Raw genomic sequence first — 15,780 nt, 5'->3', positions numbered from 1 at the left:
ATTTTATAGTTGTATTTAAAAGTTTTATTATCCATAGTTTTGATAATATGTAAATTAGAACATTCGTCTAAAAAAGTGGTAAAAGTGATATTTCCCAATAAGACAAAAGTCTCGATAAAACAATCTGTATTTTTAAGTATTTAGTGATAAACTTTGAGAATGGATACACAAAAGTCATTTCAAAATAATATCGCTACCAAATTTCAGATTTATAACAGTCTGTTTTTGACCTTGCCGTTTGATCAGATTTCCAATGTGGGGCTGTTATTACCATTGCTGGCAAAATCTTGTCATGCCGGTTTTCTGGAAAATAAAAACCCACAACAAATCATTGATGATTTTTTTGAAAAGCACACCGAAATTAATGATGAGAAATCGAAAATTTCGCTGTTTTTTAAGTTTATACAATACATTGAAAGACAAGTGGTTTTGTTTGATGCTATAGAGGATGCAGCGTACGAAACCATCCATGATTTTAATGGCAATGGTACGATTCCTTATGTTTTTAACCGGGCTGTGGGTTCACATAAATCTTCACGATTGATAAAAAAACTTAAAGACTTCAAAGCGAAAATTGTTCTGACAGCTCATCCGACGCAATTTTATCAAGGGATGGTTTTATCCATTGTTAAGGAATTAGAGAACGCCATTAGAAAAGATGATTTGGAAAACATCAATGTTTTATTGCAGCAATTAGGCCGAACTGCATTTGTAAATAAATCCAAGCCAACACCTTATGATGAAGCCACAAGATTGATGTGGTACTTGGAAAATGTGTTTTATCACTCGGTGGCAACGGTTCATTCCAGACTCCGTGAGGAACTCGCTCGCTTAGGAGTTAAGGGATTTGACAAAGATGTCATTCAGGTGGGTTTCTGGCCAGGTGGTGATCGCGATGGTAATCCTTTTGTGACTTCTGAAATCACATTAAAAACAGCTAAGGAGCTTAAACGCCGGATTTTGCTTTGTTATTTCCGTGATGCCAAAAAACTCAGACAGCGCATTACTTTCTCAGGTGTCAGTGAGTTAGTAGAAGCTGTTTACAACAAATTATCAGCATCCACCTATAACACTCTTGGAGACAAATACCGAAACAAAACAGAGTTGATTGAGGACTTGTCAGAAATCGAGGAAATCATTCGTAAACAACATAATGGTTTGTTCGTAGAGGTTGTGGAAGACTTTATCGTTAAAGTGAAATTGTTCGGTTTTTATTTCACTTCTTTGGATATTCGTCAGGATTCCAGAGTCCACGGAAAGGTTTTGGATGATATCTTTTCAGCATTTCATCAAGGAAGACTTGTAGGTTTAATTGAGAGTGATGTTCCGCAAAATTATGATAATTTGTCTGAGAAACAACAAATCGAAGTTTTACAAAATTTAAAAGGAAAAGTCCCGCCGGATATTTTTGAAGATGAGCTGACCAGAGAAACACTCCAATCAATTTATGCCATTCAGGAAATTCAACATCAAAACGGTGTCGAAGCTTGTCATCGTTATATCATTTAAAACACACAAATTACAAAAAACATCATTGAAGTTTATGCGTTAGCACGGCTTTGTGGTTGGAACGAAGCCGAATTGGCATTGGATGTCACGCCGTTATTGGAAACCATAGATGATTTGTCAAATGGCAAAGAAATTCTTACCAATCTTTACAACAATCCTGTTTATCAAAAGCATTTACAACGGAGAATGCAAAGACAGTTTGTTATGCTTGGTTATTCTGATGGAACCAAAGATGGCGGATATTTGCGAGCCAACTGGAGTATTTTCAAAGCCAAACTGGAGCTCAGCGAATTGTCAAAAAAACATGGAGTTGATATTGTTTCTTTGACGGTCGGGGCGGACCTCCGGCTCGTGGTGGTGGAAATACCAATAAGTTTTATTCGTCGCTGGGAGATAAAATTGCCAATCATGAGATTGAATTAACCATTCAGGGACAAACGATTTCATCAAACTATGGCACATTAAACTCATCTCGTTATAACCTTGAACAATTGTTGTGTTCGGGATTGGAGAACTCGGTGTTCAAAGGTGATGTGGCTCAGTTGAATGGCAAGCAAATGGAGACTATCAGTCATTTGGCGGATTTGGGATATGATGCCTACAGAAATTTCAAAAGCGACCCCTTATTTATTGATTATCTGGAAAATGTTTCAGTATTGAAATATTACGGCTTGACCAATGTTGGCTCTCGCCCGGTTAAAAGAAAATCGGCTGGAAAGCTCACTCTTTCAGACTTGCGGGCGATTCCTTTTGTCGGTGCATGGACACAAATGAAGCAAAATGTTCCGGGTTTTTATGGTGTGGGAACGGCTCTCAAACATTATGAAGATGGGGGCAAACTCGATGAAATTAAAAAACTCTATAAAAAATCGCTGTTTTTCCGAACGCTGATTGATAACTCCATGCAATCGCTTTGCAAAAGTTATTTTCCGCTGACTTCCTATCTGCAAAATGATAATAAGTTTTCACAATTCTGGCAAAATATTCATGATGAATTTCAACTCACCAAACGTCTGGTTTTGGAAATTTCAGGACAAACACAGCTTCTGGAAAATGCACCAAACACCAGAGCTTCCATCGAAATTCGTGAAAACATCATATTGCCGTTAATCACCATTCAGCAATATGCCCTGATGCAGGTTAAGGCGATGGAGCGAGGCGAACGAAACGATGAACTCAAATCGGTCTATGAAAAAATCATTATCCGAGCCTTTTTTGGCAGTATTAATGCTTCAAGGAATGCGGCTTAGAGAGTGTTTCCTATGAAAAATAAAGCGATTATAGTAACAATTTTCATTCTCTTGTTATCGGTGTCTGCGGTTTCAAATTGTTTCGAGTTTGATATTTTGGAAGGTGTACAAGTGACAATTGATGAAGAGTCTGGGATGAAAATACATTGGAAGTCTTATACTGGTGAAACCATGTATTATTCCCGAAAATTGACAAGATATGGGGATGGTGAAAATATGCAGGAATTTTCAGACCCTGTGTATGAAAAGATTGAAGATTCAACTGTACTAATAAAGTGGAACGATACCATTGCAGAAAAGTGGAGGGTTTCAGGAACCTATATTGATCAGGAAATCATTGTTGAAAAAAGGGATAGAATTAATAGTGATAAATTTGTTATAGAAGCATTGTTTACAACAAATTTAGGTGGTATTTCAGTCGGGATGAGTAATTCTATCACCTATGAAGATTTTTATGAAAGCGATTATAATTATTATGAAAATCCACCACCTGAAGATGAGAATCCAACATATATTTATGATAATTTAGATGCTTCATTTGCATTGGATGATAGCTGTAATTTTATAGCTATAGAAGAGCAATCAACTCGAAGCAAAAGGGGTTATGTTTTTACTAATTATCGTAACTACTCATTCAATCCCGAAAAAGTACAATTTCCGGTTATTATTAGAAAACGGATTGGAGCCAGTCAAAAAAATATACCAAGAAAATACCCAGTTGATAATGTAGTTGTAGAAAAAGACACTGCACTGGTGAAATACAGAAACGATTTGGTAGAAATTTATCAAAAGCATGGGAGTTCTTGGAGGTTATCTAAAAATTTGGAAGACTTTTCTAATGGATATGGCAACCATTCAATTGCTGTTTCTGATAATTGGATTGCAATTGGAGGAGATGAAGACGGCAACGTAAAAATTGATCTTTACAGAAAAAAAGGAAGCGATTGGAAATTGCAGCAAACACTAAATAGTAATTTTGATAATTATGCATCATCATTGGTGTTTGATGGGAATTATTTATATGTTGGAGGTGACTCATACTACGACAGCATATCGAAATCTTATGGAGCAGTTGATATTTATAAAAATATAAATGATAGTTGGGGAAAAATTACAACAATTTATCCCCCTGAAGGTTCTCAGGATGAAAATTTTGGAAGCCATCTTGCTGTTGATGGGAATACGCTGGTGATTTCAGGTGAGTATAATATGAATAATAATCAGTTCTACAATACGGGCGAATTATCTGAAGATATTGGCAGGGTATATATTTACAATCGAAAGAAAGGCGAATGGAAGTTGGAGAAGGTTATTGATGCCGGCAAGATAAACGATTTGTCAACGAGTGTTGATATTTCATTCGGGAGGTCTCTTGCAATTGAGAGTAACACATTGGTAATAGGGGCTCCGGTTAGTTTTCGCTATAATTTGGAAAATCATAATAATGACAATAAAGGAGATAAAAATTATCGATACAGCGGTAGCGTATATATCTTTAACAAAAAATTTGGCAAATGGAGATTGAAAGAAGAGATCAAGTCCAGGCATCCTAAATCTCTGGATCATTTTGGTGAAAAATTACAAATTGCTGAGGGTAAGATATTTGTTGGTGCTTTTGGTGAAAGCAATTGCATATCTCGTTCATCAGGAGCAGTCTTTGTCTACAAAAAACAAAAGGACAAATGGAAGCTGTCAAATTATCTGAAAGACCAAGAGCCACAACCGTTTGGAATGTTTGGGCGGACTCTGGCAACGGATGGAAAGACTTTAATCGTCAATTCTTCAGACGGTGTTGATTTTTATTCTCTTGATGGAAGTGATTTCAAAAGAGAGAATGTGAAAAATTAATCCAAGAGTTTGATACTAATTCCCTGAAATATACAAAACATTTACGATAAAATACAACTTTCAAAAAATCAAATACAATGCAAAGACCGAGCGGAAGAGAAAATAACCAACTGAGAAAAGTCAAAATCACAAGAAATTACACCATCCATGCCGAAGGTTCCGTTCTCATTGAATGCGGAAACACAAAGGTTTTGTGTAATGCTTCAGTGGAAGATAAAGTTCCTGTCTGGTTGAAAGGTAAAGGTCAGGGTTGGGTGAGTGCCGAGTATGGAATGTTGCCACGCTCAACAGGTTCTCGTATGCGCCGTGAAGCTGCCAATGGTAAGCAAGGTGGTCGAACTATGGAAATCCAGCGATTGATTGCCCGTTCTCTGCGTGCTGTTGTGGACTTGGAAGCATTGGGAGAACGCATCATTACTGTCGATTGTGATGTGATTCAGGCGGATGGAGGAACCCGTACTGCTTCAATCACAGGTGCTTATGTTGCATTGGTAGATGCGGTCAATAAATTGCTATCGGATAAAGTGATTAAAAAGAATCCGATTTATGGAGCGGTGGCTGCCGTTTCGGTTGGAGTTTATGACGGTGAGCCAGTACTTGATTTGGATTATCCGGAAGATTCATCTGCCGAAACCGACATGAATGTGATTATGAATGATAGCGGACATTTCATCGAAATTCAGGGAACAGCCGAAGGCCATGCATTTAATCGTGATGAAATGAACAAAATGCTGGATTTGGCTGAATTTGGTATTTTTCAATTGCTGGATGCACAAAAACAGGCATTGGCAGAATCATGAAAAAAGTCATTCTGGCAAGTGGAAATAAAGGTAAGTTGTCAGAATTGCAATCCTATTTGACTCGATTAAATATCGATCTGATTCCACAACCAAAAACATCGGAATATGAAGTAGAAGAAACCGGAACCACATTTGTGGAAAATGCCATCATCAAGGCTCGCCATGCAGCTAAACTCAGCGGACTGCCGGCAATAGCTGATGATTCCGGTTTAATGATTGATGCGCTGGACTTTCAACCCGGAGTTTATACCGCCCGTTATGCAGGAGTTGGTTGCAGCTCGCAGGATAACATTGATTTAATTCTGAAAAATTTAAAATCTTACCCGGATTTAGAACAACGCAAAGCCACATTTATCTGTGTGCTGGTTTATATGGAATCAGCCATCGATCCTCTACCTGTTATTTCCCTTGGAACCTGGCGCGGAGCGATTTATCCAAAGATGATGGGAGAAAGTGGCTTCGGTTATGACCCTATTTTTTGGGATTTTAAAAATCAAATGACTGCGGCACAAATGTCAAAAGAGCTCAAGTCTTCTTTGTCACATCGTGGGCAGGCGTGTCGGAAATTATTAAAGAAATTAACAATGAAAAATAAGTTAGTTGTTTTTAAAAATCAATGAATCTTACTACGATATTTGGTTGGTCAGTTCCTATTAGTTTTAGTTTGTATATTACAGAGGCAAAAAGATTGAAAAACTCAGCAGTAAATTATCTGATAAAGAAAATAGCATCCTGAAAAATGAACTGAAATCAAACAAAGATTACAAGTCTTGGATGGCTACAATAAAATTGCCAAAGACTGTTGGAATGGTTGGGAACATTCTGGCTTTTATCATCATATTGTTTATTATATCTATTATTGTTGCATTGTTCATTCATAAATATAATGTATGATGAATCATTGGGACTAAGCGCGTCATAAGCCTGGTGTTTAACTCAAAAGCACATTGGAAAAATGTAGAGACTCGATTTATCGCGTCTATGTTTGGTTTGTCATCCGTGGTGAAAAAGACGCGATAAATCGGCGTCTCTACAATCTTGACATGCATCGGGGTTGTGAGTGCAGAAACCAGGAAAGGAAACTGTCTAATCTCTGGTCGTCATTCTGAATCGATAGCGAAGAATCTGCTAAACCAGTTGAGTTATTAAAATACATAACGGCTTATAGATGTTGGATATAATCCATATCATTTCCCAGAACCCGAAGAACTTGGATGCTAGAGTCATTGTATTTGTAAAAAATGATATGCTCTTTGGCTTGGTATTTAAAATATCCATTTCTGATATAATCGATTTTCACTCCAATTTCAGGATTCATAGCTATAATTTTGAAAGATTCATCAAGTTGATCGAGATAATAATCAGCCTGATTCACTCCCCAGTTTTGGCAAGAGTAAAGCCAGATATCTATTAGATCCTGTTCTGCTTTATGCTGTTTATGGATTTTGTGCATCGATAAATTGCTTCCTTGCTTTGTTTTTGATGTCCTGAATATTTAGCTCTCCTGCGTCTCCGCTTTGTTCTCCCTCAATCAGGGCAGCACGCAGGCTTTGTAGTTTCAGTGCCTGGTACTCTTTTTCAGAAAGAATAACAACAACCGGCTTTCCATTTTTTGTAACACTGATGGGTGAACTTTGAGAACGCAGAATGACATCGCCGAATTCTTGTTTTGCTTGTGTAGATGTGATTTTATGCATTTGTTTAAGTTGTAATCATTTTGTTCATTTTAGATAAAATGGATGAAATATTCAATATTTAATTTGATCGGAAAATATCACAATGAAGTTCATGGAGAGCATGAATTAATATTTTGTATGCTATTTAGAATTGAAAAATAAGCTTATCAGCTGAATCAGTTATTAATGTGAGTTCACCATCATTGATTTCATAAGTTATGACTTTTCCAAGAAGTTGAGACACTTCATGTTTTTTGTATTTAGTGGTTTCTGGTGATTTGTTTTCTATTTTTATACTCTCTGATGAGTTTTTTTTGGTCTTGTCTATTTTTAAGGGTGGTTTTAGTGGTTCATGTGATGCTAATATTGGCGTTGAAGGGTTTCTTTCAGCTAATCTTTTTAGCCATTGTTCAGCACTTTTTGATGTTAAGCAACCTTTAGCAGTTGAAATGCCAAGCTTGAGTTTCAACTGATATCCTTCCAAAGAAAAACTGCCACCCGTGCTATTACAATCAACGGTTCCGCTCATGCTGAGTGTATCTTTGTTCATGTAAATATGATACTTTCTATTTTCAGGGACAGGAATTAATTCATGTTCATAAAATTGATAAGATTTCAGTTTCCAGGTTTTATTCAGCAACTCCAGATTGCTTTCGGTAAATCCGGGATTGGCAACTCTGTCAATTAACTCCTGTTTTTGTTCTTGTGAGAAAGAATTTTCGAACCAATCAAGAAAAGTGACATTATCGGGAATGAACCGAAATGTATAATAATCTTGAGCGCTTATATGTTTATAATAGTCAGGAAAATCAGTTTTCCAGGTCTCGGGTCTTTTTTCCCTTACAAATTTCCACATTCGATTTTTGCTACCATATTTTTTGCTCAGTTCAGTCGCAATCTTGTTATTATGTTTATAAGTTTCCAAAGCTTTTTGCTTGTATTCTTCATTATTCAGTCCTCTTTCTGTAAACCTGAAGTCATTGGATGCGCTCAGTAATATTCGAGCATCGTTTACAGACAAGATGTGTTCGGAGGTTTCTGTGCTTGTTGAATAAACTAAGTTTGAAATTTTCCTGACAACACAAAATTTGTTATCTGGATTTAAATACTTATCCCAACTGTAATAGGTTCCTAAGATTGTATTAGACCTGCTGTAATACAAGTGATAAGCCTTCTTTAAATCTTCAACAGAGTCAGGACAGTTTAAGTCCAGAGACAAATCTTCAGCGCTTTGCAAATAATCTTTTTGCAGAACTTTCAATTCTTCCCAGGTCACATTATCATATTTTAGAAATAGTTCTTGGGATTTGGCATTTGAAAATACAAGGGTAAATAACAGCAGGAATCTTTTCATTATCTTAAACAATCATTAACAATAGAATAGGCATAATAATTGTTAAAAAGTTCAGGAACTTTTAAAATTCAACAATTACTCTGATTCATTAGCTCATCAGTTGGTGCAGAGATGATACGCTTGATATAAGTTGGTATTATATAGCTTTATAGTGCACTACTCATGTGGATGCTAAAGATGCAATTTAAAATCCATACTCTGGTGTAAAATACCAAGAACATCAATCCAATCATCGTTTTTACGATAAAATATAATGTGCTTTCCTTCAGGATAGCACAAGTAACCTGTTTTAATATCGTCACGAGGTAAACCTAAATCCGGATTTTGTGCCAGCCAGTTGAATCTTTCATCCAAAGCTCTCAAGTAAACACTTCGTTTGTTCTTACCCCACTTATTTTGTGTATAACGTGCAATCTCCCTTAGATCATTCAATGCAGCAGCTGTTAATTTAAATCCGTCATTTCTTATTGGCATCGTACTCGGCATCCATTTCAGCAATTAACGAAGCCAGGCTGTAATCAGCATATTCTCCGGTATCAGCTTGCGCTTCACTAATTTTTAAATGATTGCGTAAAATCTCCAGTTGATTCTCACTGTTTTCCAATAAACGCAAACCTGCACGAATAACCTCACTTGCAGAGTTAAAGCGACCCGATTCCAGTTGAGAGCCAATAAAACTCTCAAAATGTTCACCCAATAAAATGCTCGTATTTTTAGCCATGGTAATATCAAAGTTCTAGAAAGAATTAAATTATACCAATAATTGGTATACAATCAACATCAAGCTAAAATTATTACTACATAAAACTTGTCTTAGGCTTTAAAATACATTTTTCTTTTTTTTTGAAACATTGTGCCTCAACTCATTCCTCCGACTCTCAGTCTCTATATCCACTTTCCCTGGTGTGTGAAGAAGTGCCCTTATTGTGATTTTAATTCGCACACATTAAAGAAGGAGCTGGAAGAGGACAAATACATTGATGCTTTGATTGAAGATTTGCAACACGATGTTCCTTTGGTTTGGGGAAGGCCGGTGCATTCGGTGTTTATGGGTGGTGGAACTCCGAGTTTATTTTCGGCTAAGTCTATTGAACGGTTATTAAACGCGGTGCGGGCTTTATTGCAATGCAAGCCGGATATGGAAGTCACCATGGAAGTGAACCCAGGAACCGGTGAATATGATAATTTTGTGGGTTATAAGCAGGCTGGTGTGAATCGTTTGTCGATGGGTGTACAAAGTTTGGAGGACACTTACCTGAAGAGTTTGGGTCGAATTCATTCATCAGAACAGGCGATAGAAGTTTATCAAAAAGCCAGAGATGCCGGCTTTGATAATATCAATCTGGATATGATGTTTGCCTTACCGGGACAAAATTTAAAAGAGGCAAAAGAAGACTTGCAAAAACTAATCGATTTACAACCCAATCATATTTCCTATTATCAATTGACGATTGAAGCCAATACGCTGTTTGCTGTTCATACGCCTAAAAACTTACCAAAAGACTCCGAATTAGAAGCCATGTATCTTCAGGGAAGAGAACTGTTGCATGAGAGTGGATATACTCAATATGAGGTTTCAGCATATTCCAAAGACAATCAGCAATGCCAACATAATTTAAATTACTGGAAATTCGGCGATTATCTGGGTATTGGTGCCGGAGCTCATGCCAAAATTTCATTTGGCTCATCAGGTGAGGTTAAACGATATATAAAACACAAGCATCCACAAAAATATTTGCAACAAAACTCCGGCTTCATTCAGGAAGAGAAGTTACTGAATAAGAATGACTTGCTTTTTGAGTTTATGCTCAATGCGGTGAGGCTTCGTCAACCAATAAGGTTTTGCGATTTTGAAAATAGAACTGGTCTGGGTAGTGATATTTTGATGAGCACACTTCAACCGGCTCTAGAACAAGGTTGGATTGGGGTATTGCCGGATGGTTTGATGTTATCCGAAGAGTCGTATTTATTGAGTGATGAGATATTAAAGTTATTGCTTTAAATGTTTTTGTATTTATATAAATTGAATAAAACAGGACATCTTGGTTTTATTCTTGCATCTCCACTGAGTTTCTTTGAACTGTATCAATATATTCGGTAAAAGCCAAAAAATTCAAAAATAATTCTTGCTTTTTCAATGCTTTAAGAGTTATTCTTACGATTAATTCTCAAAAGAGTTGGGGAAAAATGTAAAACTGTGAAGTGACACGCAAAAAATAGTTGCTTTATTTGTTCTTATAGAAACCTAAGAAAATTGAGAAAAAATAGCAAATTATTAATTATTCAATGAGAGAAAATTGTGGGTTTGTTTTCAAATAAGAAGGTGCAGATATTTGGCGTGGATGTGAGTTCATCAGCCGTAAAAGTTTTGCAATTGGGAAAATCAGGTCAAACTTATAAAGTTGAATATTATGGTATTGATTCACTTCCTGCAAATGCGGTTGTAGAGAAAAACATCACTGAAGTTGACAGAGTGTCAGCTGCAATCTCCAATGCAGTTAAGAAAGCAGGAATTAAAAGAAAAAATGCTGCAATTGCTGTTTCAGGGTCAGCCGTAATTACTAAAACCATCAATATGTCTAGCGATTTATCTGAAGATGAGATGGAAGAGAGGCTTTCTTTGGATGCCAATCAATATATTCCTTACCCAATCGAAGAGGTGAGTCTGGATTTTAATGTTCTTGGACCTATGGAAGATAATCCTGCAATGTCACATGTTTTAATTGCTTGTTCCCGTTCTGAAAATGTAGAGGTTTGTACTGAAGCGTTGGAAGGTGCCGGATTAATTCCAACGATTGTAGATGTGGAATCATTTGCCATTGAGGCTTCATTTAATGAAATGGCAAAAAGTCTTAATTTAGGTGAAGATGAAATTGTTGCACTATTCGACATTGGAGCAACGACGACGACATTGCATGTCATGTATAAAGGCAGAAGTATTTATACCAGAGATCAAGCTTTCGGTGGAAAACAATTGACCGATGAAATTATGCAAAGATACGGTCTCTCGATGGAAGAAGCCAGTCTTGCCAAGCGTCAGGGAGGATTGCCTGAAAGTTATGAGACTGAAGTGCTTCAAAGTTTTAAAGACTCTTTGGTTCAGCAAATTAGCAGAGCATTGCAATTTTTCTTTTCCGGTACGGAGTTTAATAATGTTGACAGGATTGTATTAGCAGGCGGAACAGCCTCGATTCATGATTTGGATGAAATGACATCACAGCAAATAGGAGTCCCGACACAGATTGCTAATCCTGTTGAAGGATTTGAACTGGCATCTCGTGTTGATGAAATGGCAATGAAGGAAGACGCACCGGCACTAATGACTGTGATTGGTTTGGCAATGAGGACTTTCGACTGATGGCTAAAATTAATTTATTACCTTGGCGCGAAGAAAGACGCCAACAGCTAACAAAAGAATATTACGTTATGCTTGGTGTTGCTGCTGCAATTGCTTTAGCAATCGTAGGAGCTGTTTATTGGATTTATTCTCAAAATATTGACTTTCAAATTAAAAGGAACAACCGGATTAAGAATGAAATCGTGAAAGTTGAGGCTCAAATTAAGGAAATTGAAGGTCTTGAGAAAAAACGCGATGATTTGCTGGCCAGAAAAAAAGTGATTGAAGAGCTTCAAGCAAACAGAACTCAAATGGTTCATTTGTTTGATGAGTTGGTGAAAACAATTCCTAATGGCGTGTTTCTGGAAAATATTAAGCAAAACTCCAACACGATTTACTTGGAAGGTTATGCCCAGTCACATTCGAGAGTTTCTGCTTATATGCGCCAGATTGAAGCCTCAGAGTGGTTCAAAACTCCTGTAAATGTTGAGTACATTAAAGCAGATGATTCGTATGATACACACGAACAAAAATTTAAATTAATTGTTACATTGATTAATCCTCTGACCAAAAATAACGAGGAAGGAGAGTTGTCAGAATGAGTTTTATTGATGAGTTAAACAGTTTAGATACTTCTAATCCCGGAGGTTGGCCTGCTTGGGTTAAGTTAGGAAGTATTGTTCTTCTTATGGTTGTGATATGTGCCGGTGGGTACTTTTTACAAATCAAAAGTCAGATGGAAGATTTAGCAAAACATCAAGCAACCGAAAGGTCAGAGAAAGATGTTTATAAAATCAAGCAGCAAAGAGCGGCGCAGCTTCCTGCATATAAAGCTCAACTCGCTGAAATGGAAGTGATTTTACAGTCTATGTTGCGACAGTTGCCAAGTAAAAATGAAATGTCAGATTTGATTGTTGATGTTTCACAAACGGCATTAGCAAGTGGAATTGATAATGAATTATTTGAACCGGGTGCTGAGATTCTAAAAGATTTTTATGCAGAAAAACCGATTTCCTTGAGAATGGTTGGTAAATATCATCAGTTTGGAAGTTTTGTGAGCGGTGTTGCTTCATTACCTCGAGTTGTGATTCTTACCATGCATGATATTTCTTTAAAGCCACTGGCGAATGGAGAAAGCGGGTTGTTATTGCTTGAGGGAACAGCAAGAACATACAGATACCTGGACTCAGAAGAACAAGCTGCAATGGATGCAGTGAAAGCAACTGTCAAAGGAGCTAAGAGATGAAGAGCATGGTAAAAATTTCATTGATAATGTTCTTGGTTTCCATTTTGGCATCTTGTAACAACAGTATGAATGATTTGGATAAGTATTTTGAAGAAGCTAAAAAAGCCCCGCCAAGACCAATTGATCCGCTTCCCGAAATTAATTCCCCTGAGATTTTTGTCTATGAAGCACAAGAATTAAGAGATCCTTTTTCTAATGACTTGGAGATTCTGGAAGAACACAATACAGAAGAAAATAAATTCGTTGAAGGCGAAGGTCCTGATTTGTCCAGAAGAAAAGAATTGCTGGAAAACTTCCCTCTCGACAGCTTATATATGGTAGGTACCTATAGCCAAGAAGGCAGTTACTGGGGATTGATAGAAGATCCCGAAGGAGTGATTCATCGAGTTTCCATGGGACAGTATATGGGACAAAATTACGGTGAAATCGTTATGATTAATGAAGACCAAATTGATGTATCGGAATGGATACCTGACGGCTTGGGAGGCTGGATTAAGAGAGAAGCCAGCATAGCTCTGCGAGAAGAAGAATGAAAACTTTAATATTAAAAAACAAAGAAACTGAAATTGAGATTGTAAAAAAAGGGTTTGTGAATATGAAGTCAAATGCTTGTAAACACCAAAAGCGATTCAATGCAATATTTGCATTGATGCTTATGATTGTATCATTTTCAGGGTTTGCCCAATCAAATCTTGAATCGGTTGAACACAGCAGCAACCTTGATGGGTCTGTTGAATTTCGATTGAGGTTCGACGGTGAAATAGCTAAACCGGAAGTGTTTATGACGGCTCGTCCGGCTCGTTTAGCTTTTGATATGGAAGGAGTTTACAATAATTCAGGTGTGAAATTGCTTCCGGTATCAAAAGGAAATACCAAAAGTTTGCGTATTGTTTCAGCGAGTACCAAAACCAGAGCAGTTATTGACTTGTATAGCCCTGCACATCATGAGTTAGAGGTCAATGGGAATGAGTTGGTTGTTAAAATAGCAAGTGGTGCTAACATTGCAAAAACAATGAATGAGATGGAATCTAAGTATGCCATTGAAAATGTTGATTTCAGACGTGGGAAGGAAGGACAGGGTAAGGTTGTTATAACATTTAACAAACCGGGTGCGTTGGTAAATTTGAGGGAAACCGCAGAACAAATTAAACTTGAAATTAAATCAACGGAGCTTCCAGAAGCCAATGATCACAAATTAGATGTAATGGATTTTGCAACACCGGTTTCTTTTGTAGATGTTCGTTCGAGCGCAGGTGATGTGAAAGTTGATATCATCGCCTCCGGTAACTACAGACATATGGCATACCAAACTGGTAACCAATATGTTGTTGAGGTGATGGAAAATAAAGATGATATTGAAACTGCCGCACAAGGGTTGGATAAAGAAAAAGAATATACAGGGCATAAAGTGAACTTTAATTTCCAAGATGTGCCTGTGCGTTCTGTGCTGAGTATGATTGCTGATGCTTCACAGTTTAATATTGTGGTTTCTGATGCCGTTGATGGTAACGTGACATTAAGGCTTAACGAAGTTCCCTGGGATCAGGCTCTGGATGTAGTGTTAAATATCAAGAAATTGGATAAACGTCAGGATGGCAATGTGGTTTGGGTGGCTCCTGCAAAAGATATTGCTGACAGAGAACAAGAAGCGCTCAATGCATTGAAAGAAAAAGAGGAGTCAGAACCTCTAAAAACCATTATGATACAGATAAACTATGCTAGAGCAGAAGAGTTTGCAACTTTATTAATGGGTAATAGCAAAAATATTAACACAGGTGGCGGGTCAGCTAATTCTGCGAACGGTACTAGAGGTATGTTGTCATCAAGAGGTTCGGTTTCATTTGATGAAAGGACAAATACACTATTGATTACCGATGTTCCATCTAAATTGGTGGTAATTGAAGAGTTGATCCAATCATTGGATGTGGCAGTGAGACAGGTTCAGATTGAATCGAGAATTGTGATTGCATCTGATAAATTTGGTGATGAACTGGGTGTTAAATTCGGAGTTACCGGCTCTAAGCAAGATAGACATGGAAATATTCTCAGTACTGGAGGTTCGCTTGAAGCACTTGATGATTTAAACTCTGTTGCAATAGCGAATAGATTGAATAACCCAAGTGGCTCAGGACTTCCTAATTTCACGCCGACAACACCTGGTTTGGGTGATCGCTTGAATGTCAATTTACCGGCTGTTGCAGGAAATGCATCTAAATGGGCGTTTAGTATCTTGGCAGCTGATTATTTATTAGACTTGGAGTTATCTGCATTACAAACGGAAGGTCGAGGTGAGGTGATTTCGACACCAAGAGTCGTCACAACAAACCAAAAAGAAGCATTCATTAAGCAAGGTGTTCAGATTCCTTATGAAGAAACTGCGGCATCTCCTACAGGCGTTCCGACGATTAGCTTCAAAGAAGCAGTGATGGAGTTGAGTGTAACTCCATTAATTACACCGGATGACAGAGTGGATTTGAGTTTGAGAATTACTAAAAACACAATTGGTGAATTGTTCAATGGTGTTCCGTCAATTGATACCAGAGAGATGGAAACCAGAGTTTTGGTTGGCAGTGGTCAAACCATTGTTCTGGGTGGTGTTTATGAGCACGTAAAAAGAACAGACAAATCAAAAGTTCCGGTTCTGGGAAATATTCCGGGATTGGGAGCGTTATTTAGAAATAAATCAGTAACTAACGATAAAGCCGAGTTGTTGGTATTTATCACACCAACAATTATTAAAGAGAGTTTATAACAAGTGTT

At 37.3% G+C, this 15,780-nt stretch carries 14 protein-coding genes and 1 pseudogene; 10 read left to right on the top strand and 5 right to left on the bottom strand.

Features of this window, described 5'->3' with window-relative positions; translation table 11 throughout:
• Positions 1-159: 159 nt before the first annotated feature.
• The 4 genes and pseudogenes from R3F25_08190 to rdgB all read left to right on the top strand — a co-directional run bounded on the left by R3F25_08190 (position 160) and on the right by rdgB (position 6,027).
• Positions 160-2,759: pseudogene (locus R3F25_08190) on the top strand (phosphoenolpyruvate carboxylase).
• 12 nt (positions 2,760-2,771) lie between these two features.
• On the top strand, positions 2,772-4,607 hold the full coding sequence (locus R3F25_08185; GenBank protein MEZ5496795.1) for a hypothetical protein: 1,836 nt from the start codon (positions 2,772-2,774) through the stop codon (positions 4,605-4,607).
• Positions 4,608-4,684: 77 nt separating this feature from the next.
• Complete coding sequence (gene rph, locus R3F25_08180) at positions 4,685-5,407, top strand: ribonuclease PH (protein MEZ5496794.1); 723 nt, start codon at positions 4,685-4,687, stop codon at positions 5,405-5,407.
• The gene (gene rdgB, locus R3F25_08175; GenBank protein ID MEZ5496793.1) at positions 5,401-6,027 is read left to right on the top strand and encodes an RdgB/HAM1 family non-canonical purine NTP pyrophosphatase; all 627 of its coding nucleotides are present in this window, start codon (positions 5,401-5,403) and stop codon (positions 6,025-6,027) included. Before rph ends, rdgB begins: the two co-directional genes overlap by 7 nt.
• Positions 6,028-6,569: 542 nt before the next feature.
• On the opposite strand, the gene R3F25_08170 is transcribed toward rdgB, so the two are convergent.
• From R3F25_08170 to R3F25_08150, 5 genes are all read right to left on the bottom strand, one after another.
• On the bottom strand, positions 6,570-6,860 hold the full coding sequence (locus R3F25_08170) for a type II toxin-antitoxin system RelE/ParE family toxin (GenBank protein ID MEZ5496792.1): 291 nt from the start codon (positions 6,858-6,860) through the stop codon (positions 6,570-6,572).
• Positions 6,844-7,104, bottom strand: coding sequence for a type II toxin-antitoxin system prevent-host-death family antitoxin (locus R3F25_08165; protein ID MEZ5496791.1), 261 nt, complete (start codon positions 7,102-7,104; stop codon positions 6,844-6,846). The genes R3F25_08170 and R3F25_08165 overlap by 17 nt, the downstream gene beginning before the upstream one ends.
• Before the next feature lie 124 nt (positions 7,105-7,228).
• On the bottom strand, positions 7,229-8,437 hold the full coding sequence (locus R3F25_08160; GenBank protein MEZ5496790.1) for an META domain-containing protein: 1,209 nt from the start codon (positions 8,435-8,437) through the stop codon (positions 7,229-7,231).
• Between the two features lie 171 nt (positions 8,438-8,608).
• Positions 8,609-8,911: a type II toxin-antitoxin system RelE/ParE family toxin gene (locus tag R3F25_08155; protein MEZ5496789.1), complete on the bottom strand. Its 303-nt coding sequence runs from the start codon at positions 8,909-8,911 to the stop codon at positions 8,609-8,611.
• Entirely contained in the window at positions 8,895-9,158 is a 264-nt protein-coding gene (locus tag R3F25_08150; protein ID MEZ5496788.1) for a type II toxin-antitoxin system ParD family antitoxin, read from the bottom strand. The genes R3F25_08155 and R3F25_08150 overlap by 17 nt, the downstream gene beginning before the upstream one ends.
• A 132-nt stretch (positions 9,159-9,290) precedes the next feature.
• Between R3F25_08150 and hemW the strand changes: the two genes are divergently transcribed.
• The 6 genes from hemW to pilQ all read left to right on the top strand — a co-directional run bounded on the left by hemW (position 9,291) and on the right by pilQ (position 15,772).
• Positions 9,291-10,439 (top strand): radical SAM family heme chaperone HemW, encoded by a 1,149-nt coding sequence (gene hemW / locus R3F25_08145; protein ID MEZ5496787.1) that lies wholly within the window; start codon positions 9,291-9,293, stop codon positions 10,437-10,439.
• Between the two features lie 294 nt (positions 10,440-10,733).
• Entirely contained in the window at positions 10,734-11,795 is a 1,062-nt protein-coding gene (locus R3F25_08140; protein ID MEZ5496786.1) for a pilus assembly protein PilM, read from the top strand.
• Positions 11,795-12,376 (top strand): PilN domain-containing protein, encoded by a 582-nt coding sequence (locus R3F25_08135; protein ID MEZ5496785.1) that lies wholly within the window; start codon positions 11,795-11,797, stop codon positions 12,374-12,376. Before R3F25_08140 ends, R3F25_08135 begins: the two co-directional genes overlap by 1 nt.
• Positions 12,373-13,020 carry a type 4a pilus biogenesis protein PilO gene (pilO, locus tag R3F25_08130; GenBank protein MEZ5496784.1) on the top strand — a complete coding sequence of 216 codons (648 nt, stop codon included), beginning with the start codon at positions 12,373-12,375 and terminating at the stop codon, positions 13,018-13,020. Before R3F25_08135 ends, pilO begins: the two co-directional genes overlap by 4 nt.
• A 5-nt stretch (positions 13,021-13,025) precedes the next feature.
• Positions 13,026-13,553: a pilus assembly protein PilP gene (locus R3F25_08125; protein ID MEZ5496783.1), complete on the top strand. Its 528-nt coding sequence runs from the start codon at positions 13,026-13,028 to the stop codon at positions 13,551-13,553.
• The gene (gene pilQ, locus R3F25_08120; GenBank protein MEZ5496782.1) at positions 13,550-15,772 is read left to right on the top strand and encodes a type IV pilus secretin PilQ; all 2,223 of its coding nucleotides are present in this window, start codon (positions 13,550-13,552) and stop codon (positions 15,770-15,772) included. Before R3F25_08125 ends, pilQ begins: the two co-directional genes overlap by 4 nt.
• Positions 15,773-15,780 lie beyond the last annotated feature (8 nt).

Source organism: Gammaproteobacteria bacterium (assembly GCA_041395445.1).
Taxonomy (GTDB): domain Bacteria; phylum Pseudomonadota; class Gammaproteobacteria; order Xanthomonadales; family Marinicellaceae; genus NORP309.
The sequence above is the reverse complement of the archived record's forward strand: the minus strand, read 5'-3'. Positions and strand labels throughout refer to the sequence as shown.